General features: G+C 68.3%; 18 protein-coding genes. 8 read left to right on the forward strand and 10 right to left on the reverse strand.

Going from position 1 to position 20,357, the window contains the following annotated elements:
- Positions 1 to 58: 58 nt before the first annotated feature.
- Both VGP60_RS05380 and VGP60_RS05385 read right to left on the reverse strand, forming a co-directional pair.
- Complete coding sequence (locus VGP60_RS05380; protein WP_327546732.1) at positions 59 to 1,318, reverse strand: sulfite oxidase; 1,260 nt, start codon at positions 1,316 to 1,318, stop codon at positions 59 to 61.
- A gap of 59 nt (positions 1,319 to 1,377) precedes the next feature.
- The gene (locus tag VGP60_RS05385) at positions 1,378 to 2,205 is read right to left on the reverse strand and encodes a helix-turn-helix transcriptional regulator (protein WP_327546733.1); all 828 of its coding nucleotides are present in this window, start codon (positions 2,203 to 2,205) and stop codon (positions 1,378 to 1,380) included.
- Between the two features lie 138 nt (positions 2,206 to 2,343).
- Here VGP60_RS05385 and VGP60_RS05390 point away from each other — a divergent pair, with 138 nt between their 5' ends.
- Positions 2,344 to 3,066, forward strand: coding sequence for an SDR family oxidoreductase (locus VGP60_RS05390; RefSeq protein ID WP_327546734.1), 723 nt, complete (start codon positions 2,344 to 2,346; stop codon positions 3,064 to 3,066).
- Between the two features lie 42 nt (positions 3,067 to 3,108).
- Here VGP60_RS05390 and VGP60_RS05395 read toward each other — a convergent pair whose 3' ends face one another.
- Positions 3,109 to 3,780, reverse strand: a complete 672-nt coding sequence (locus VGP60_RS05395) for a response regulator transcription factor (protein WP_327546735.1) — start codon at positions 3,778 to 3,780, stop codon at positions 3,109 to 3,111.
- A 56-nt stretch (positions 3,781 to 3,836) separates the two neighbouring features.
- Here VGP60_RS05395 and VGP60_RS05400 point away from each other — a divergent pair, with 56 nt between their 5' ends.
- A complete protein-coding gene (locus tag VGP60_RS05400; protein ID WP_327546736.1) occupies positions 3,837 to 4,532 on the forward strand; it encodes a GNAT family N-acetyltransferase in 696 nt (231 codons plus the stop codon).
- A 6-nt stretch (positions 4,533 to 4,538) separates the two neighbouring features.
- Here VGP60_RS05400 and VGP60_RS05405 read toward each other — a convergent pair whose 3' ends face one another.
- Entirely contained in the window at positions 4,539 to 5,234 is a 696-nt protein-coding gene (locus VGP60_RS05405) for an SDR family oxidoreductase (RefSeq protein ID WP_327546737.1), read from the reverse strand.
- Between the two features lie 103 nt (positions 5,235 to 5,337).
- On the opposite strand from VGP60_RS05405, the gene VGP60_RS05410 reads away from it, so the two are divergent.
- On the forward strand, positions 5,338 to 5,790 hold the full coding sequence (locus VGP60_RS05410; protein WP_327546738.1) for a helix-turn-helix domain-containing protein: 453 nt from the start codon (positions 5,338 to 5,340) through the stop codon (positions 5,788 to 5,790).
- Here VGP60_RS05410 and VGP60_RS05415 read toward each other — a convergent pair.
- Together VGP60_RS05415 and VGP60_RS05420 are read right to left on the reverse strand one after the other, a co-directional pair.
- Positions 5,778 to 6,407, reverse strand: coding sequence for a flavin reductase family protein (locus VGP60_RS05415; RefSeq protein ID WP_327546739.1), 630 nt, complete (start codon positions 6,405 to 6,407; stop codon positions 5,778 to 5,780). The two genes, VGP60_RS05410 and VGP60_RS05415, sit on opposite strands and share 13 nt — an antisense overlap.
- Before the next feature lie 21 nt (positions 6,408 to 6,428).
- Positions 6,429 to 8,759, reverse strand: a complete 2,331-nt coding sequence (locus VGP60_RS05420; protein WP_327546740.1) for a transketolase-like TK C-terminal-containing protein — start codon at positions 8,757 to 8,759, stop codon at positions 6,429 to 6,431.
- A 132-nt stretch (positions 8,760 to 8,891) separates the two neighbouring features.
- On the opposite strand from VGP60_RS05420, the gene VGP60_RS05425 reads away from it, so the two are divergent.
- Together VGP60_RS05425 and VGP60_RS05430 are read left to right on the forward strand one after the other, a co-directional pair.
- Complete coding sequence (locus tag VGP60_RS05425) at positions 8,892 to 9,374, forward strand: Lrp/AsnC family transcriptional regulator (protein WP_327546741.1); 483 nt, start codon at positions 8,892 to 8,894, stop codon at positions 9,372 to 9,374.
- Positions 9,375 to 9,865: 491 nt separating this feature from the next.
- Positions 9,866 to 10,282, forward strand: coding sequence for a DUF6228 family protein (locus tag VGP60_RS05430; protein WP_327546742.1), 417 nt, complete (start codon positions 9,866 to 9,868; stop codon positions 10,280 to 10,282).
- Positions 10,283 to 10,433: 151 nt separating this feature from the next.
- Here VGP60_RS05430 and VGP60_RS05435 read toward each other — a convergent pair whose 3' ends face one another.
- Genes VGP60_RS05435 through VGP60_RS05445 form a run of 3 tightly spaced genes read right to left on the reverse strand, consistent with a single transcriptional unit; the run spans position 10,434 to position 15,787 of the window.
- Complete coding sequence (locus VGP60_RS05435; RefSeq protein ID WP_327546743.1) at positions 10,434 to 11,276, reverse strand: sugar phosphate isomerase/epimerase; 843 nt, start codon at positions 11,274 to 11,276, stop codon at positions 10,434 to 10,436.
- A 28-nt stretch (positions 11,277 to 11,304) separates the two neighbouring features.
- Positions 11,305 to 14,769, reverse strand: a complete 3,465-nt coding sequence (locus VGP60_RS05440) for a ThuA domain-containing protein (protein WP_327546744.1) — start codon at positions 14,767 to 14,769, stop codon at positions 11,305 to 11,307.
- 28 nt (positions 14,770 to 14,797) lie between these two features.
- Complete coding sequence (locus VGP60_RS05445; RefSeq protein WP_327546745.1) at positions 14,798 to 15,787, reverse strand: hypothetical protein; 990 nt, start codon at positions 15,785 to 15,787, stop codon at positions 14,798 to 14,800.
- A 295-nt stretch (positions 15,788 to 16,082) separates the two neighbouring features.
- On the opposite strand from VGP60_RS05445, the gene VGP60_RS05450 reads away from it, so the two are divergent.
- Complete coding sequence (locus VGP60_RS05450) at positions 16,083 to 16,823, forward strand: GNAT family N-acetyltransferase (protein ID WP_327546746.1); 741 nt, start codon at positions 16,083 to 16,085, stop codon at positions 16,821 to 16,823.
- 47 nt (positions 16,824 to 16,870) lie between these two features.
- Here the strand turns inward: VGP60_RS05450 and VGP60_RS05455 are convergent, their stop codons facing one another.
- The gene (locus VGP60_RS05455) at positions 16,871 to 18,115 is read right to left on the reverse strand and encodes an SGNH/GDSL hydrolase family protein (RefSeq protein WP_327546747.1); all 1,245 of its coding nucleotides are present in this window, start codon (positions 18,113 to 18,115) and stop codon (positions 16,871 to 16,873) included.
- A gap of 282 nt (positions 18,116 to 18,397) precedes the next feature.
- Between VGP60_RS05455 and VGP60_RS05460 the strand changes: the two genes are divergently transcribed.
- Together VGP60_RS05460 and VGP60_RS05465 are read left to right on the forward strand one after the other, a co-directional pair.
- Entirely contained in the window at positions 18,398 to 18,982 is a 585-nt protein-coding gene (locus tag VGP60_RS05460) for a snapalysin family zinc-dependent metalloprotease (RefSeq protein WP_327546748.1), read from the forward strand.
- Positions 18,983 to 19,095: 113 nt separating this feature from the next.
- Entirely contained in the window at positions 19,096 to 20,307 is a 1,212-nt protein-coding gene (locus VGP60_RS05465; RefSeq protein ID WP_327546749.1) for a serine hydrolase domain-containing protein, read from the forward strand.
- Positions 20,308 to 20,357 lie beyond the last annotated feature (50 nt).

Below are 20,357 nucleotides of genomic sequence, written 5' to 3' on the forward strand. Positions count from 1 at the left end.
GTCTCATAAGGTTCGGCCGACCGGACCATCGGGGAATCCCCTACCCCGACCCTGATATCTACGTCACCGTGACGGGATGCCGCACGATCGCCCCGAAAAGGTAGCCCTGGGTGTTATACGACGCTTCGACCGGTTGCGTGGCGCCGGTGAGGTCGGTGGCGCGGGCCTGCAAGGTGTACGCGCCGGGTTTCGCGGGGCGCCACGGAAATTCCCATTGCAGCCAGGCGCGATCGGCGTTGGCGCTCGTCGGCCGGGCGCGGAACCAGGTCACGCCGCCGTCGGTGCTCACATCGACGTGCTTGATCCGGCCGTTGCCCGACCAGGATCGCCCGCGCAGCACGTGTTTGCGGCCACCGGCGAAATTCGCGTCCCGCGGCAGCTCGAACGCGCTCTTGACGACCTGCTCGGTGACCACCGTTCCCTCGGCCGGGTAATCGGGACCGAGCAGACGGTAGAACTGCGTGTTCCACGGAGACACCAGCGGAGTGTCGGAGACTTCGATCTGCCCCAGCCATTTGATGGCGGAGATCCCGATCCACGACGGCACCACCACCCGCACCGGGAACCCGTGATCGGGCAGCAGCGGTTTGCCGTTCATCTCGTAGGCCAGCAGAACATCCTGCAGCGCCTTGGAAACCGGCAGCGGCCGCCGGACCTTGCCGAGGTTGACCCCGCCGGTGACGTAGTCCGCGTCGAGTCCCTGCGGCAGCACGTCGACCGCGTCGCGGGTCAGCCCCGCCCGCCGCAGAACCGTCGAGAGCCGGACGCCGCGCCACCGGGCGACGCCGACGGCGCCGAGCTTCCACGCGGTGCCGGACACGGTTTGGCTCTGTTGGGTGGTGAAGAAACTCCGGCCGTTCCCGGCGCATTCGATGAACGCGGTGATCGACTCCGACGGCAGTTCACGCAGGTCCCGGTAGCTGAACTCGACGGCGTTCGCCAGGTTCGGCGCGCCGCGCAACCCCGTGCCGAACAGCTTGAGCCGCCACGATTCCGCGTCGATCAGCGGGCTGGCGGTGTTGTCTCGGACGAAGAACCGATCAGTCGGGGTCAGATAGCCCTGTCCGCTCATCGCTTCCCACCGCGTCTCGGCGTTGGTGCCGTAGACCTCGAACAGCTCCGGCGGTAGCGGTTTCACGATCGGGCCGTCGGCTGCCGATGCCGTCGCGCCGGACAGGGCTCCGGACACGCTCAGCGCCAGGCCTGCGCCCGCGGACAGCTGGAGCATGCTGCGCCGCGACATCCCGTCACCGTGTGCTTTTCCCGCCAGCCACTGCTGTGCCCGGGTTCGGTCGTAGGTCAGCTCATTTCGGTCCATGCTCTGCCATTGTGGGCATCGGCCCGGCACCGTCCAGCGTGTCCACCCCTCGGAACACTTCAGGCGTTTCGCCTGGTTTTCCGTGGCTGCCGGGCGCCGAGGAGGATGATCGCCTCGGCGCTCGCGCTGCCGGGCTCGGCCTGGTAGATGATCAGCTGCTGGCCGGGCGCGTTGCGGACGTCGAAAGCCTGGTACGTCAACGACAACGGGCCGACCTCGGGATGGAGGAGTTCCTTGGCGTCCTGGGTCTTCCCGCGAATGTCCTGCGCTGTCCACATCGCGGTGAACTCCTCGCTGGCGGCGCTCAGTGTCGCGACGAGTTCAAGCAGCCGAGGATCGCGCGGGTCGTGGCCCGCCGCGACCCGCAGGTTGGCCACGCCGGCCTGCGCGGCGCGGTTCCACGCGGCGTAGAACTTCCGCCCGGCAGGGTCGAGGAAGGTCATCCGCAGCAGGTTGTCCGCTACGGCGAACGGCGAGAACAGCGCGTCGGCGATGGCGTTGGTGGCGAGGACGTCCAGTGTCCGGTTGATGACGAACGCCGGGGTGGACGTGTAGTGGTCCATCAGTTGCAGCAGTGCCGGGCTGACGACCTCCCGCACCGGCGCGGGGCTGTGGCCCGGCGAGGTTCCGGCCAGGCGGTAGAGATGCTCCGCCGTCTCGTCGTCGAGATCCAGCGCGCGGCTCAGCGCGTCGAGTACCTGCGCGGACGGATGGCGTTCGCGGCCCTGCTCCAGGCGCGTGTAGTAGTCCGCGCTGACTCCGGCGAGCACCGCGATCTCCTCGCGCCGCAGCCCGGCGACCTTGCGGTGCCCGTAGACGGCGATCCCGGCGTCCGCGGGGCTCAGCCGCGACCGGCGGGCCCGCAGGAAGTCACCGAGTTCGTTCATGTCCCCAGCTTAGAAGCGCGAGGTGGATTCTGCCTGGGTGTGGTGCACCTAGGCAGATCTCTTCCTGGAAGACCTGTTCGCCGCGCCCAAGACTGAGTTCCGAGACAGGTTTCACCCGAAATCGGAAGGAAAATGGGCATGGACAAGGTTGTGCTGATCACCGGGGCGAGCAGTGGGATCGGGTGGGCCACGGCGAAGTTGCTGGCGACTGCGGGACATCGGGTCGTGCTGGGAGCTCGGCGGATCGAGCGGCTGGAGAAACTCGCCGCGGAAATTCGTGCGGACGGCGGTGAGGTCGACTTCCGGGCGTTGGACGTGACGGACGCGGCCGACGTCCGGTCCTTTGTGGAGTCGGCGCGGGAGAAGTACGGGCGGGTCGACGTCATCGTCAACAACGCCGGGGTCATGCCGCTGTCGAAGCTGGAAGCACTCAAGGTCGACGAGTGGAACCGGATGATCGACGTCAATGTCCGCGGGGTGCTGCACGGAATCGCCGCCGGGCTCCCGCTGATGAAACAACAGGGCGGTGGGCAGTTCGTGAACATCGCGTCGATCGGCGCCTACGCGGTGAGCCCGACGGCGGCGGTGTACTGCGCCACCAAGTACGCGGTGTGGGCGATCTCGGAGGGCTTGCGCCAGGAAGCCGGTGGCGACATCCGCGTGAGCGTCATCTCCCCCGGCGTCACCGAGTCCGAGCTGGCGGAGAGCATCTCCGACCTCGGCGGCCGTGACGAGATGCGCACTTACCGGGCGATCTCGATCCCGGCGTCGGCCATCGCCGCGGCCATCGCGTTCGCCATCGACCAGCCGTCCGAAGTGGACGTCAACGAGATCGTCGTCCGCCCGACCGCGGCTGCGTAGCAAACGGACTTCGCCATCTGTCGACAGGTGGCGAAGTCTCGTTCACGAAGGCGGGTTGGCTTCGATGAGGTACCCGGCACCGCGGACGGTGTCGATCATGATGGGCGGGCCTAGTTTCCGCCGCAGCTGCGCTATCACCGCGTCGACCACAGTGGACAGTGGATCGTCCGGCTCGTCCCAGCAGTGCTCGATGATCTCGGTGCGTGACACCACCTGCCCCGCGCGGACCACGAGCAGTTCGAGCACGGCGAACTCCTTGGCCCCCAAGGAAAGCAGTACTCCGCCGCGGCGCACGCGTTTGCGCGAGACGTCGAGCTCCAGGTCGTCGATCTTCACGATCGCCTGCAGCGGGTGTTCGGCGCGGCGGCACAGCGCGCTGACCCTCGCGGAGAGTTCGGCGAACGCGAACGGTTTGACGAGGTAGTCGTCCGCGCCTTCGGAGAAACCGGCGACCTTGTCGGTCACCGCGTCGAGCGCGGTCAGCATGAGCACCGGGACGCGCTCGCCCGCGGCGCGGCGACGGCGCAGAAGACTGAGCCCGTCGCCGTCGGGGAGGAGCCTGTCGAGCACCAGGCAGTCGTAGCCGTTGACCGAAAGCTTCAGGTCGGCGTCGGCCAGTGTCTCGGCGAGATCGACGGCGTACCCCACCGATCGCAGGCCGCCCGCCACCTCGGCGCCGAGCTCACGGTCGTCCTCAATTACCAGCACACGCATGGCTGCGACTCTAACCGGCGGCCCCGTCGCCCGATCGGGATCACTACGATGAACCGGTGGAGATCACCTTGTCCGCCGACCCCGGCGTCACCAGCGCCATCACGGCGTGGGCACACGGCTGGGCCGAGATGCGCGGCTTCCATGGCCTCCGGCCGACCGCGAAATCCGCGATCGCCGTGCCGGTGGGGCGCGCGGGCCGGATGATCGAGTACGTGGTGACCACACCCGGGCTGGACACCGACTGGCTGCGGATGGACCTGCTCGCCGACGGCGCGTCCCCCGACAACGACTGGGTGACCCTGCCCCTGGCCGGGGCGCAGTCCGCCGAACCGCCGCCAGGGTTCGCGCCCGCCCGTGACGAAGTCGAGTGGTTCATGCGGTTCGATCCGGAGAAGGCCGCTTCCGGTGACCTGCCCGAGATCGGCGGCTACACCTTCTTCCGAACCACGCTGCCGTCCGGTGTGGTGAAGGCGACCTGTATCGCCACCGAAACCGGGGAGACCGCGGGCGAGGCCTCGCTGCTGGTGATCGACGGCTATGGCGTGGTCGACACCGTCGAAGTCGCCGAACAGCATCGCCGCAAAGGACTCGCGTCACGGCTCATGACCGATCTGCATTCCGTTGCCAGGGCAAGGAAAACCCCGGAGATGTTCCTGATGGCCACGGCCGCCGGGCGGGGGCTCTACGCGTCATTGGGCTGGGAGTCCGTCTGCCGCGTGATCACCCTCCGCCTGACGGAAGCGCAGACTTAGCTCAACTCAGCTCACCGCGACCGGTGCGACGATCTCGGCCGACAGCCCGGCCTTCGCCTGGCGGCTGAGGTCGTCGGCGACGACCTCCAGGACGCCGTCCCGGATACCGTCGAGCGCGAGTGCGGCGATCGTGGCGGGGTCGTGCTTGGGCCCGTCCACGTGCGCGGCCATGTCGGTGTCCATGTAGCCGACGTGCAGCGAACTCGTGGTGATCTTCAGCGGCGCGAGCTCCTCGCGCAGGGCGTTGGTCAGCGCCCACTCGGCGGCCTTGGCCGCGCTGTACGCGCCGATACCCGCCGGGTGCAGCCAGGAAAGCACCGAGAGCACGTTCAGGACCGCGCCACCACCGTTGCCGGCGATGATCGGCGCGAACGCGCGCGTGGCGCGCAGGGTGCCGAAGTAGTGCGTCTCCATCTCGAGGCGGATGTCGTCGAAGTCGCCTTCGAGCAGGGCCGCGCCGGTACCGGAGCCCGCGTTGTTGATGAGGATCGTGGCGTCGGTCGCGATGGCGGCGGCCGCGGCGACCGAGGCGGGGTCGGTGATGTCGAGCTGGAGCGGATGCACGCCCGGCAGGTCGACACTGGCGGGGTTGCGCGCCGCCGCGTAGACCTTCGCGCCGCGTTTCACCAGGTCAGCGGCCAGGTAGCGGCCGAGGCCGCGGTTGGCTCCGGTGACCACCGCGACGGAGTTTCGGATGTCCATGGTTGTCGTCTCCTGCTTCGGTCCGTCCTGCGCAGTGCTGCGTAGGTATTTCCAAGCTAGCTTGCTGAATTGGAAATGGCAACCCAGGGCGTAGACTGGGGTCATGACCACGAAGACGGAGGAGCCCTGTTCCATCGCTCGCTCGCTGGAAGTCGTCGGCGAGCGATGGACGTTCCTGATCGTGCGCGAGGCACTCGCCGGGGTCACCCGGTTCGCGGAGTTCCGCGACAACCTGAAAGTCGCGCCGGACGTGCTGAGTGACCGGCTGGCCACGCTCGTCGACGCCGGCGTGATGGAGAAGCGGCCGTATCGCGAACCCGGTTCACGGGCGCGCTTCAGCTACCACCTGACCCCGGCCGGGATGGACCTGCGCCTGGTTCTCGGCGCGCTGCAGCAGTGGGGTGACGTGCACCGGCCACGCGAGGACGGGCCCACCATCATCCGGCGCAGTGCCGGGGAGGACCGTCCGGTCAACGTCGCCTTCGTCGACGACACCGGCGCTGTCGTGCCACTGGAGCGCGTCGAATTCCGCCGGACGGCGGCTTATCCGGCGTAGTGACCGGGCCAGTCGCCGTGCGGGATCCGCGAGATCGAGCGGACTTCGCCGATCAGGGACCAGTCGTTGCGACCCAGCCGCGCGAGCGGGCGCAGCTTCTCGATCGCCGGGAGCGTGTTGCCGCGCTCGTCGGTGACGAAGACGTCCTCGTCGACGGCGGCGTGCAGCACCCTGCCGATGACCACGGTGGAATTCCCCAGCTCGAGACCATATTCGAGCTTGCATTCCAGCGCCACCGGTGACTCCGCGACGCGAGCGGGCGCGACGGTCTTGCTCGGCTCGGGTGTCAGGCCGACCGCGGCGAACTCGCTGATCTCGGCGGGGAAATCCGTCGCCGAGGCGTTGATCTGCTCGAACAACGCCTCGGTGGCCAGGTTGACCACGAACTCACCGGTCTCCCGGACGTTGCGCAGCGAATCCTTGATCCCGACCGAGGTGAACTGCACCATCGGCGGGTCGACGCACGAAACGGTGAAGAACGAGTGAGGCGCGAGGTTGTCGACGCCGTCGGCCGAACGAGTCGACACCCAAGCGATCGGCCGCGGGACGACGACCGAGGTGAGCAGCTTGTAGAACTCGCCGGGCCCGACGACGCCGGGAACCAGATCGGTGCGCATACTCCCGATCATCGCACGCGCTCAGGCGAGCAGATCCAGCCCCGCGCGCACGACGCTGTCGGTGTCCAGGCCGTGGTAGTGGTAGACGTCCTCGATCGACCCGGACTGGCCGAATTCCGTGACCCCGAGCGAGGTGCTGGGCACCTGGTTGATCGTGGCGAGGAACGCGAGGGTGTGCGGGTGGCCGTCGAGGATGGTCACCATCGGCGCGGCCCGGTGCGCCGGGAACGCCTGCTCGAGGATCCAGCTGGACCCCTCTTGACGTCCTTGCCTGGCCCGCAGGGCGCGGAACAGCAGATCGGGACTCGTCACGCAGACGACCGCGGCCTCGACCCCGGCTTGGGCGAGCCTTTCGGCCGCGGCGACGGCTTCGGGGACGGTGGCCCCCATGGCGGCGATGGTCAGCTGCGGGTTTTCCGGGCTCCGCAAGGGATACGCGCCCGCGACGACCTGACGGCGGCGTCGCTCCCTGGCCGCCGGGTCGGACGGCACGGCGGCCATCGTCTGGTCCATCGACCGCGTGGAAAGCCTTAGATACGCGGAACTTCCGCCCGGCTTGCCGAGTTTCGCCAGGCTGGCCAACAACGTCCACTCGACGTCGATGGCGAACGCCGGTTCGTAGCTGACACAACCGGGCTGTTCGAGCCCGATCGACGGGGTCGTGATCGACTGGTGCGCCCCGCCTTCGGGCGCCAGGCTGATCCCGGACGGCGTGCCGATCAGGATCGACTGGCCGCCGCCGTAGATGCCGAACGACCACGGCTCCAGCGCACGCCCGACGAACGGGTCGTACAGCACACCGATGGGCAGAAGCGGTTCGCCCCAACGACTCCAGGTCGCGCCGAGCTCACCGAGCAGGCCGACGAGGTTCGTCTCGGCGATGCCGAGTTCGATGTGCTGGCCGGTGGGGCGTTCGCGCCAGTGCAGGATGGTCTCGGCGTCGTCGGCGAACCAGTCGCGGCGTTCGCTCGACGACCACACGCCGACCTTGTTGACCCAGCCGCCGAGGTTGGTACTGGAACTGACGTCCGGGCTGACCGTCACGACGCGCCGGGCGGCTTCGGGCGCCTCGCGGGTGAGGTCGAGCAACACGCGGCCGAGCGCGGCCTGGGTGGTCGCCTTGCCCGACGGCGTGCGGCCGATGTCGACCGGCAGTGCGGGTGGTTCCTGCGCGGGGATGGTGTCGCGGCGGAGGCGTTTCGCCGCGGTGGCACACAAACGGCCTTCGGCACTGTCCTCTGTGTACCGTGCCCACGGCTGCTCGTGATCGGCGCCGAGGCGCGGTGCGAGCTCGCGGAACTGTTCGGCGGTCAGCAGTGAGGAGTGGTTCTGCGGATGCCCTTCGGTGGGCAGGCCGTGACCCTTGACGGTGTAGGCGAAGATGACCGTCGGGCGCGAGTCGTCGATCGAGGCGAACGCGTCGCCGAGCGCGCTGAGGTCGTGGCCGCCGAGGTTGCGGATCGCCAGGCGCAGGGTGTCGTCGTCGATGTCGGCGAGCAGGCTCGCGATCGCGTCGCTGCTGTCGCCGTCACCGGGGAGGCGTTCGCGCAGCTGGGCGGGTTCGCAGCGGAGCAGGCGCTGGTATTCGGGGTTGGTCATCTCGTCGATGCGCGTGCGCAGCGCGTCGCCGCCGGGGCGGGTGAAGAGGTCTTCGAGCAGGCGGCCGTATTTCAGGACGAGCACCTGCCAGCCCGCGGCGTCGAACATGCCCTGCAGACGGCCGGCGGCGATGTTCGGCACCACGCGGTCGAGGGACTGGCGGTTGAGGTCGACGATCCAGACGATCTCGCCGAGCTCCGCGACGGCCGGGTCCATGACGGCTTCCCAGACGGCGCCTTCGTCCAGTTCGGCGTCGCCGACCAGCGAGTACTGCCGCCCGGCGGCCGCTCCCCCGGTCTTGTCGCCCACGAACCGGCGCGCGATGGCGCCCCAGATCGGGGCGGTCGCGCCGATGCCGACCGAGCCGGTCGAGTAGTCGACGGGATCCGGGTCCTTGGAACGGCTCGGGTAGCTCTGCAGGCCACCGAAGGCGCGCAACGTCGTCAGGTACGACTCGTCGAGCTCGCCGAGGAGGTAGTTGATCGCGTGCAGGACCGGCGAAGCGTGCGGCTTGACCGAGACGCGGTCTTCGGCGGTGAGCTCGTGGAACCACAGCGCGGTCATGATCGACACCATCGACGCGCACGACGCTTGGTGCCCGCCGACCTTGAGCCCCGACGGGTTCGGCCGCACGAGGTTCGCCTCGTGGATGATCGCCGTCGACAGCCACAGCACGCGGCGCTCGATCTCCCGCAACGCGTCGAGCTGGTCCGCCGCTCGGAGCGGCGTGCGGTCGACCTCGGTACCAGTCATGAACTCGCGTCCTCCACAGTGCACTAGTTGACCCTCAGCCCAGCAGGGAGGAACCTTCTGCACAATGCGTCCGAGCGTAATTGAGCAGAATGCACCGCGCAGTGGGTCGCGGCGGCGAAGAAAGTGAGCACAATGCACAGCGACGACACCATCGACCCGGTCGACGCGCGGCTCCTGCTAGCCCTCACCGGGCAACCCCGCGCCACGACGATCGGCCTCGCCCAGCAGACCGGGCTGTCGCGCAACACCGTGCAGACCCGGCTGGCGAACCTCGAACAACGCGGCGCGCTCTCGTCGTTCGAACGCCGGATCGCGCCCGAAGCGCTCGGCTACCGGCTGAAGGCGTTCGTGATCACGCAGGTCGTCCAGAGCAAACTGGCCGAGGTCTCCGAAGAACTCGCGGCGATCCCCGAGGTCGTCGAGGTGTTCGGGCTGAGCGGGCAGAGCGATCTGCTGGTGCAGGTCGTCGCGATCGACGCCGACGACCTCTACCGGATCGCCGGGCAGATCCTCGCGAGCCCGTGGGTGGAGCGGACCAACACCGCGCTGGTGATGCGCGACCTCGTCGACTACCGCTTGACCCCGCTCCTCACCCGCCTCGCCTCGCAACCCTGACGGTCGTCAACCTTCCGAATATGTCGACAACTTCTGCGCACTACCGGCCCGCTCCCGCGGGCTACGAGGTGCTCACCGGGCACCGCCCAATGGCTGACGCTCGCCGAACTCGTGACCACCAGATTGGCGCGCCGGTCCCGTCAAAGCCGATTGAAGGAACTGCCCCACGAAGCGCTCCGTGAACTGGTTCGACCGTCTGCGTATCGACCGTCTCGTGTGGAAACTCGACTCCCTTCTCATCGATCTGCCCCGCGGCTCCCGCATCGAAAACGTCGTGACGTCCGGCGAAACCTCGTCGAAGCGGCGGAAGACGTCGGCGGCGGCTTCGCCCCTGCCTTCTGGGTGGTGTGGCTCGTGGGAACCGTGCTTGTGGGGCGCCTTTGGCGAGTCGTGGCGCAATGGCAGCGTGGTAACCGCTCCGCGGTGTCCTGAAGGCTTCCCGTCTCGGAAATCGGTGTCGCGCAACCATGGCCGCCTGCGAGGATGACCCGATGGATCAGGTCGTCATCAGCTACAACGGGTGCAGTCTCACCATCGGTGACGTCGTACGCGGGCCCGGTGGCGATATTTGGTCGCTCGTGGTGGAGATCGCGGACTCGGGGTTGCGGGCGAGTATCGCGGTCAGCGCCGACCACACCGTCCAGTTCGACGACCTCGTCGAGTTCTTCGCCGAACTCGAGCGGCAGTGGCAAGGTTGGGGTGGCGACCGGGTTTACGAGTCCCTTGAAGGGGAGTTCCGCATCACGGCGAGCCATCTGGGGAGCAGGATCAGACTGGTCGTCGAACTCGGCGACGTGATGCCGGATGAGTGGCGGGCGCAGGTGACCCTGACAGTGGACGCCGGAGAGCAACTCCGTGCCGCTGCCGTCGATCTGGCCGCGCTGCTTGGCCCGGCACGCTCTTATTGACGGGTAAGGCACCACCTGGCCCCACGCCGACCCGACGGAGACCCCGGCCGTCATTACCCCAAAGCGGCGTTGGGGGCACTCACCGCCCCCAACGCCGCTTTGGGGTAATACCTGCGACCCACGACTTGCCGCCATCTGTCGACAGATGGCGTCAGAAGGTGACGGTGGAGAGGTAGTTGTAGCTGCGGAGGGCGGAGCCGAGCGGGACGGGCGGGGCGTCGTGTTCGACGACGTATTCCAGGATCCCGGACTGCGCGTGCATCCGGAACAGGCGCTTGAAGTCGATGGTGCCGTAGCCGACGTCTTCGAAACTCCCGTTCGGTGCCATGTCCTTCACGTGGAAGACCGGGAACCTGCCGGGATAGCGCTCGAAGTACGTCGCCGGGTCCTGTCCACCTTGGACACACCAGTACAGATCCAGCTCGAAGTTCACGAACCGCGGATCGGTGTTGCTCACCAGGATGTCGTACAGCGGCCGCCCGCCGACGACCCGGAAGTCGAAGCCGTGGTTGTGGTACAGGAATTTCAGCCCAGCGCTCCGCGCCTCCCGGCCGGCCTCGGTGAATTCGTCGGCCACCTGCCGGTACCCGGCGACGTTCTGCACCGAGTCCGGCAGCGAGGGCACAACGACGTATCGCACGCCGAGCACGCGGGCGTTGTCCAGTTCCTGTTGCCAGTCCCCGCGAATCGCGTCGAGGCTCAGGTGGGTGAGCACCGCGCGCAAGCCCGCCCGGTCGAGCATCGCGCGAAAGGCTTGCGGCGTATGGCCGTAGAGCCCGCTGACGCCGACCGTCGAGTACCCGATCTCCGCCAGCCTGTTCAGTGTGCCCTGCGCGTCACCGGTCATGAGCGAGCGCACGGTGTAGAGCTGGATACCGATATGACCTCGCGGCACGGTGGTCAGTGGTGCCGCGATCGCCGTGCCGGGCAGGAAACTCGCGGCCACGGCCGAGCCGAGAGCGAACCGCAGGAATCCGCGGCGGGAGTCGTCCACGAGAAGCCTCCTCGAGCTGGTGGGCGGATCAGTTCACGATGACGACGGTATGACCGCTGCTGAGCACACCGAGGTCGTCGGTGACGGTGAGCCGGGCGGTGTAGACGCCCTTGCGCGGATACGCGTGACTCGCTGTCTGGCCGTCGGCCTGGGTGTTGTCCCCGAAGTCCCACTTGTACGAGGCGATCGTGCGCCCGGCAGCCGGGGTGGCCTTCGCCGACAAAGCGACCGTCACCGGGGCCGTGCCCGATGTCGGGGACGCGGTGACGGTGACCCCGCTGCCCGTGCCCGGTTTCCGCACGCCTTCGCCGTTGAACTGCAGCCAGTCCAGCGACAACAGGTCAGGCTGCGCCGGAGTCCACAGTGGATTGGTGACCACGGCGTAGAGCTTGATCGGCCGCCCTGGGTTGGTGAGCGCGACCGTCGGTGAGATCAGGTTGTTCCACCCGCCGGTGTTCGCGACGTCGACGGCCCCGAGCACCGGGCCGGTCGGCGAGTCCGCGCGGAACTCGATCTTCCCGCCGATCCCACCTGACGCCACCCCGACGGTCACCGAGCCGATGCCGCTCAGGTTGATCGGGTCGTACGCGACCCAGTCGCCGTGCTCGATTTCCCCGAGCCGTTTCCCTGCCGACGCCGACGCGTTCGAGACGACCTGTGCGCCGCCCTGCGGGCCTCCGGTCTGCTCGAGGTGCTCGGCTTCCTTGTGCCTTGGCTCAAGCGTGGCGTATGCGGACCCGGTCAGGCTCGGCACGCCGTCGCGGCCACCACCATCCACATAGGACGCACTGAGCGCGGCGAACAGGTTCTGCCCCGGCCCGTGGCTGTCACCGCTGTCCGTGGAGACCTCGCCGCGGCAACCCGTGACGTTGTCCATCGGGTGGACGTGCGAATCATGGCCTAGCTGCGATTGCACCACGACTTTCGAGCAGTCGATGCGGCCGTCCTCGCGGTCGCTCACCTCGACGACGAACGGGATCCTGTCGCCGAACTCGAACATCCCGCCGTTCGGCGGCGTGATGATGGTGACGACCGGCCGGGTGTTGCCCGAGGTGATGTCGGTGACGGCGACCGCGGTGAGGTCGTTGGTCGTGCTCGTGACGGTCAGTCTCGCCGGGAAGCGTCCCGGTTCGGTATAGACGTGGGTCGGGTTCGGTTCGGTCGAATCCACTGTGCCGTCCCCGTCGAAGTCCCACGCGTAGGTGATCGGCTCGTCCTTGCCGCCGGCCGAACCCGCGCTGGAGAAGTTCACCGTGAGCGGGTGCCGTCCGCTGTCGGCCGACGTCGTGATCTTCGCCGTCGGCGGCCTGCCTTCGGCCACGTAGTCGATCCGGTAGATGCCGGCGCCGTCGTTGGTGCCGCCGCGTCCGGTGCCGCTGCCCTCGCCGAAGTCGATGACGTACAACGAGCCGTCGGGGCCGAAATGCGAGTCGAACGGCTGGATCCACGACATATCCGGGAGAATGCCGTTGATCGAGTTCAGCTCACCCTTGTGCACCGGCGGGAACCGCGGGTCGGTGAAGGTCTGGTCCTCCTGCTGGACCGACATCACCTTGAACCACTTGCGGGTCAGTTCGTAGTTGAACCACTTGCCGTCGAAGTACTCGGGGAACTTGGTGACCAGCGGGTTCGCCGGGTCGTAGGCGTACACCGGGCCCGCCATCGGGCCGCCACCGCCGGTGCCGAGCTCGGGGAACTCCGGCGAAGCCGAGTAGGCGTACCACATCCACGCCGGGACGGCGGGCGGAAGCTCGGTCAGGCCGGTGTTGTTCGGCGAATCGTTGATCACCTTGGCGCAGTCGAATTTCGCCTTCGACGTAGCGGTGGCGAAGTCGTAGTCGTTGAACGGGGTGTTCTTGCCGGTGCAGTACGGCCAGCCGTGGTTGCCCGCCTCGGTGATGCGGTTGAACTCCACGGTGCCTTCCGGGCCCCGGTTCGGGTTCGTGACCTGTGAGTCCGGGCCGTAGTCGGCGACGAGCAGCGCGTCGGACTTCGGGTCGGTGGTGATCCGGAACGGGTTGCGCACGCCCATCACGTAGATCTCCGGCCGGGTCTTCGCGGTGCCCGGCGCGAACAGGTTGCCCGCGGGAACGGTGTAGGTGCCGTCGGCCTGCGGGGTGATCCGCAGGACCTTTCCGCGCAGGTCGTTGGTGTTGCCCGCGGTGCCCTGGGCGTCCCAGGCGCGCCGGCCCTCGCGCTCGTCGATCGGCGCGAAACCGTCGGAGGCGAACGGGTCGGTGTTGTCCCCGGTGGCGACGTACAGGTTTCCGTGCCGGTCGAAGGTGATCGAGCCTGCCATATGTGAATTGGCCCGGCCTTCACCGCGGTAGGTCGGGATCTCCAGCAGGCGTTTCTCCGTGGCGGGGTCGACCGTGCCGCCCGCGACGGTGAACCGCGAGACGTTGAGCCGTTTCTCCACCTTGTCCGAGTACAGCAGGTAGACGTGGTTGTTCTCGGCGAAGCGGGGATCCAGGGTGAGCCCGAGCAGCCCGTCGGACTGGTTCAGCATGTCCGAGGTGTACTGGAAGTCGAGCGCGGTGGTGACGCGCAGCGTGGCCTGGTCGACGATCTTCAGCGCGCCGGTGCGCTGGATGTAGAACACCCGGCGATCTGGTGCGACGGCGATTTCGAACGGGTCCGCGAGTCCTTCGGTGACCAGCGGGACACGCTGGTAGTTGCCGGTCTGGGTGGCCGAGCAGTCACCGGGTTTGACCCCGGCCGCCCACTCGATCCCGCCCAGCAGATGGGACAGGAAGTTCCCGTCGGTGAACTTGGCCGGGTCGTGCCCGCCCGCGGTGAACCACGAGCGGCCGCCTTCGTAGTTCTGGCACCACGAATACGGGTGGTCGACGCCCTCGTCGAGGCCGGTGATCCCGTCGCGCACCTTGATCTGCGCGAGCGTGTGCACCTTGCCGGTCGGGTTGGTCTTCCAGTTGTACCATTCCTCGTTCTGTTCCCAGAGCTCCGGAAGGTCCTCAGTGGACGGATGGACCCGGTCGAGCACCTTGACCCGGCCGGTCTGCGGGACCGGGTGCTGGTCGAAGATCGCGCCCACGAGCCCTTCGTACCAGGCCCAGTCCCGCTCGCTCGCCGAAGCCGCGTGCAGCCCGGTGTATCCGCCCCCTGCGCGGATGTACCGCTGGAACGCGGCTCGCTGGGGCTCGTCCAGCAGCGCGCCGGACTCCGGCGTCGAGTTGGTGTTGTTGAAGACCACGGCCTTGAACCGGGAGAGGTTCTCGTCGGTGAACGCGGCCGCGTCGTCGGTGGCGACGACGTCGAAATGGTTCTCGGCACCGAGTTTCTTGATGGCCTCGATGCCCGCGGGGATCGAGTCGTGCCGGAAGTTCGTCACCTTGGAGAACACGAGCACGCTGAATTCCGGGTGGGCGGAAGCGGGCGGTGCGGTGAGTCCCGCGGTGACCAGCGCGAGTGCCAGCGCGGAGCTGATCATCACGCCTGTCCGCCGGAACCGGGGCCGGGTCGGGAAACGCATCGTTGGGTTCCTTTCGGCGGTACGGAGGCTAGAAGGCGTTCGTCCCGATCACGGCCGCGCGGGCGGCGGCCCGGCGCTGGTCGGACTTGGCCTCCAGCGCCGCACCCCGGTCCGCGGACTTGGCTGTGGCCGCGGTCTGCGGGCTCGCCGCGAGTTGCGTGAACTGCCCGGACACCGTGCCGCGAACGCGGTTGCCCTCGCCCGTCGGCGCGGGGGCGTTGTCCGTCCCGGCGAGGTCACCGCGCACGATGTTGTTGCCCACGCGGACCTCCGCGGTGTTCCCCGAAATCGTGAGGTCACCACCCCAGTAGCTGGCTTCCGCGCAGACCGTCACCGGTCCGTCGGCGCCGATCTGCAGCTTGCCCGAGTTGGTGGTGTAGACCGCGTCGCCGTAGACCTCTCCGCCGCAGAACACCGAGCCGAGAGCCGCGCCCGACACCGCCAGGTCACCGCCGACGACGACCCCGTCCAGGTCCACATAGGACACACCGGTGCCGGTGACCTTCTTGTCCAGAAGTGAGTTCTCGGCGAAGATCTCCCCCGCTGTCGCCGTGACGTCGCCCTTCACATGGGCGCCGCTGGCGAAGGCGTAGGTCACGCGCTCGGGGTGCGCCGGCGCGGTCACCTGCACGGACCCGTGGACCAGCCCACCGGCGAGGAACGTGCCGTACGCGTCGGCCAGTACGACGTTGCCGCGGACGGTGGTGCCCAGTGCGTCGAAGAAGCCGTCGTCGGCGACACGGACGCTCTTGGCGAAGTCGCCACCCGTCACCACGAGATTCGCCCCGGGCTCCACGGTGACCTCACCGGTCACCTTCGTGCCGTCGAGAACACAGGATTTTCCCGCCGGGACCAGAAGATCTCCCGGAACGGTCACGGCCCCGGCGTCACCGACGCAGTGGGTCGTCAGGCCCGCGCTCGCGGGTGCGGCGAAGGCGACCAGCCCCAGACTTGAGGCGGCGGCCACCACCGAGAATGCGGCGATCGACCGGCGGCGAACACGACGTGAACCGGACATGGGGACCTCTCCGTTGAGTGTCGGGCGACCATGCTGGTGCTTCTGAAAGCGCTTTCAAACCCCGGGGCAAACGGTAGCGGCCCGAAACAGAAGGATCAATAGGGCATTTGGGGCAAGGCAGCGGCTAATTCGGAGGCGCCGCCGGGTGCCGCTCGAGTAGGTTGCGGTTCGCCGCTCACCCGAGCGCCTGTCGCTGAAGGACTGATGACTTTGATTTCGGCCGCCCACCGCCCCAGCCGCCGCGCACGCGGCCCCGAAGTCATCGCACTCCTCAGCCCAGAAAGGCACTCATCCCGTGCTTTCCCGGATCCAATCCGCCCTGCGCGAAACCATCAGCCATGATGCGCCCAGGGTCGGCCCGTTCCTGATCCATTTCAACGCCGACAGCGACCACCCGTACCGCAACTACGCGATCCCCGACGACGGCGCTGAGCCGACGCCCGCGGACGTGGCGGACCTGGTGGCCGCATTCACCCGGCGTGGCCGTAAGCCTCGCCTGGAATACCTCAGCCCCGTACCGGCGGTGGACGCCGCGCTCGAGGCCGCCGGGTTCACTGTGGACACCCGGCTGCCGCTGCTGACCGTGACTCTCGAAGAGTTGCGGATTCCCGACGCGCCAACGGATGTCTACGTGGTCCAGGCCACCTCGGACGCGGACCTGCGCGCCAGCGCGGTGGTCCAGAACATGGCTTTCGACGCGGAAACCGTCGTCTCGCAAGCGGATGTCGAGCGACTGCGCGACACCGGCACCGACGGCGGCCTGGTCGTGCTGGCCCGATGGGCCGGAAAACCCTGTGGTGCGGGGATGTTCCTGCCACCTCGGGACGGCCTGGCCCAGATCGCCGGCGTCGCGGTGCTTCCCGAGTACCGGCACCGCGGCATCGCATCCACGGTGAGCGCGGAACTGACCCGGCGGGCGTATGCCGCCGGGGTCACGCCGTACCTGGAGACCGAAGCCCATAACGCACGACGGCTCTACGGTCCGCTCGGGTACACCACGATCGGCGAGATGATCGCCATTTCGCTGCCGGGGTAAGGATTCCTCGCGGTCGGCCGGGCGGTTCGCACCGCCCGGCCGTCCGCTTACAACCGCGCCAGGCGCACCGCCTCCGCCATCGCCCGGTACCCGGCGTCGCCCGGGTGCAGGTGGTCGCCGGAGTCGTATTCGGCCTTCATGATCAGCGGGTCCTGCGGATCCCGGATGGCCGCGTCGAAATCGACCACGCCGTCGAACAGGCCGCCGTTCCGGATGAACTCGTTGACCGCGAGCCGGGTCGCTTCGAGCGTCTCGTCGTAGACCCGCCAGCCCTTGAACGGGGTGATGGTGCCGCCGAGCACCCGGATCCCCGCCGCGTGCGACCGCGCGATGATCTGCTTGTAGGCGCCGATGATCTGGTCGGGATCGGTCTGGTGCGGGTCCTGCTGGATGTCGTTGATGCCTTCGAGCACGATCAGCGTCCGGACGCCGGTCTTGGTGAGGACGTCGTCGTTGAACCGGGCGAGGGCGTTGCGGCCCGCTCCGCCCGGTCCGCCGAGCAGGAGCCGGTTCGCGCTGATCCCGGAGTTCACCACGCCGTGGCGCAGTGGCTTCGGCAGCACCTTCATCCGGTCGGCGAGATAGTCGGGCCAGCGGTGGTTGGCGCCGGTGGTGGAGCCGACGCCGTCGGTGATCGAGTCGCCGAGCGTGACGACCGAGCCGTTCGCCCCGGAGCCCCGGACGTCGACTTCGGTGACGTAGTGCCAGACCGAAGTGCGCTGGTCGTACGCGGCGCCCGTGGCGTCGAGCGAGTGGTCACCGTTCTGGGTGTAGAACGACGTCTGGCTCGCCGCCGGATGATAGGTGACGGGCCCGGACGGCAGCGGGGTGAACGTCGTGACGAGGAGGTCGGTGTCGTCGGGCACGGCGAGCGCCACCGCGTCGCTCTGCACCTCGGCTCCGGCCGGGATCGTCACCGAGGGGCTGCCGCCGAAGGTCAATTCCCGGACGGTGCCCGGTACCGCGTCGGCGGTCCCGGTGGCCGCGCCGACGGCGACCGACGCGTGCCCCATGACGAGCGGCGCCGTGCCGAACAGGTTCGAGAGGCGCACCCGCGCGGACGAACCGCCGACGCTGGCATGGACCACGTTCCGGATGGAGTAGTTCGGATAGCCGTTGGGGGTGTTCGAAACCGGCCCGGCCGGCGCGGCACCCCAGGTGCCCACCCAGCCGCCGGAACCGACCGCCACCGTTGGAGAAGCCGGAAGTTGGGTGTTCGCCTGCGCGCCGGTCGTGAACACGAGCGCGGCGGTCACGGCGAGTACTACCGCCCGGGCCTTGATGATCACCATTGATCCTCCACAGTCCGCAATTACCCGACTATAAAAGGAAATCGGTGACAAACCGGCATTCCTGTCCGGTTCTGTCACCGCTTGACCGGACGGACAGAGGTCCGCCAAACCGCCGCACACTGACCACCCTCGGGGCGGATGTCAATAGGCCATTCTGGTTGGTAATTCACCATCTCTGACTCGCTACGAAAGTCGGGTGTCCATATCTCGATTCGTGCATACATTCACTGACCAGCGCACTAACCCCTTCCCCGCCCGCTTTCTCGGCCAAGGAGTCACACGATGCTCAGGAAGTCCTTCTTCGCAGGAGCCGCTGGCCTCGCATTGCTCGTCGCCCCGCTGACCGCCACCGCGGCCACCGCCGCTCCCGCCGCGACCAGCGCTCCGACGACGGTCGCCGCCACCACTGTCTTCTACAACTCCTCCGGTGCCCCGAGCTTCCGCAGTGCCATCGCCGCGGGCGTCGCCAACTGGAACCGGTCCGTGTCGAACGTCAAGCTCCAGGAAAGCTCCTCGGGCGCGTCGCTGACCTACACCGAGGGCAACGACCCCCAGGGCTCGTACGCCCAGACCGACGGCCACGGCAACGGCACCATCTTCATCGACTACACCCAGGCCGAGCAGTACGACATCACCCGGATCACCGCCCACGAGACCGGTCACGTACTCGGCCTGCCCGACCACTACACCGGCCCGTGCTCCGAGCTGATGTCCGGTGGTGGCCCCGGCCCGTCCTGCACCAACGCGAACCCGAACGCCACCGAGGTCTCCCGCGTCAACTCGCTGTGGGCCAACGGCCTGCGGGCGCAGAGCAACGGCGTGATGGAGCGCATCTACGAGACCGTCACCGTACTGGCGGCGCACTGATCCTCCGCCATAGCGAGTGGGCCGCAGCCACGCTGCGGCCCACTTTCGCGTTCCGTGAACTTGTCGGTGGGTGCTGGCAGACTCGCTCCCCAGCGGCGACATAGAGGAGTGCGATGAGCAGCGGTGGATGGTCCAAGGCCAGGCTCGGCCGGATGCACGACGTCATGGCGGGGTACGTCGAGCGCGGGGAGGTGCCGGGGCTCGTCACGCTGGTCAGCCGCCGCGGCGAGACGCATGTCGACGTCCTGGGGGCGAAGACGCTCGGCGGCGACGATCCGATGCGGCGGGACACGATCTTCCGGATCGCGTCGATCACGAAGTGTTTCGCCGCGGCCGGGGCGATGATGCTGGTCGAGGAATGCAAGCTGCGGCTCGACGAGCCGGTGGACAGATTGCTGCCCGAACTGGCCGATCGCCGCGTCCTCAAGCGGATCGACGGGCCGGTCGACGACACGGTGCCCGCGAACCGGCCGATCACCCTGCGGGATCTGCTGACCTTCCGCCTCGGGATGGGCATGATCCTCGGCCACCCCGAGGAGCTGCCCATCCAGCGCGCGATCGCCGAGCTGGAGCTCGCGGGCTTCGGCGCGCCGAACCGTCAGGCGGACTACGGGCCGGACGAGTGGATGCGCCGGCTCTCGACCTTGCCGCTGCTGCACCAGCCGGGCGAGCGGTGGCATTACAACACCGGGTCGTACATCCTGGGCGTGCTGATCGCGCGGGCGTCGGGTCAATCCTTGGAGACGTTCCTGCGCGAGCGGCTCTTCGACCCGCTCGGCATGCCGGACACCGGTTTCACGGTCCCCGCCGGGAAGCTCGACCGGTTCCCCGCCCAGTACCACGCCGATCCCGAGTCCGGGGAACTCGTCCTCGACGAGGAAGCGGGCAACGCCGAGTGGAGCGAACCGCCCGCGTTCCCGGACGCCGGCGGCGGCATGGTGTCCACTGTGGACGACTGTTTCGCGTTCGGCCGGATGATGCTGCACCAGGGAAAGCTCGGCGGTGAGCGCGTCCTGTCGCGGGCGTCGGTCGAGGCGATGACCACCGACCACCTGACGCCGGAACAGAAGGCGGTGTCCGGGTTCTTCCCGGGTTACTTCGACACCCGCGGCTGGGGACTCGGGGTCTCCATGGTCACCAAACGCGACGACGTCGCGTCGAGCCCCGGCCGGTTCGGCTGGGACGGCGGCACCGGCACGTCGTGGTACACCGATCCCGCGGAGGACCTGGTCGCGGTCCTGCTGACCCAGCGCGGCGCGTTCCCGCTGGCCTCGGGCGTGTACCTCGACTTCTGGACCTCGGTGTACCAGGCCATCGACGACTGAGGCCGGCATTGTGGTGACCGGGAAACCGTTCGTCCACTGCGATTCGCGCG

The sequence above is a fragment of the Amycolatopsis sp. genome (assembly GCF_036008905.1).
Lineage (GTDB): Bacteria > Actinomycetota > Actinomycetes > Mycobacteriales > Pseudonocardiaceae > Amycolatopsis.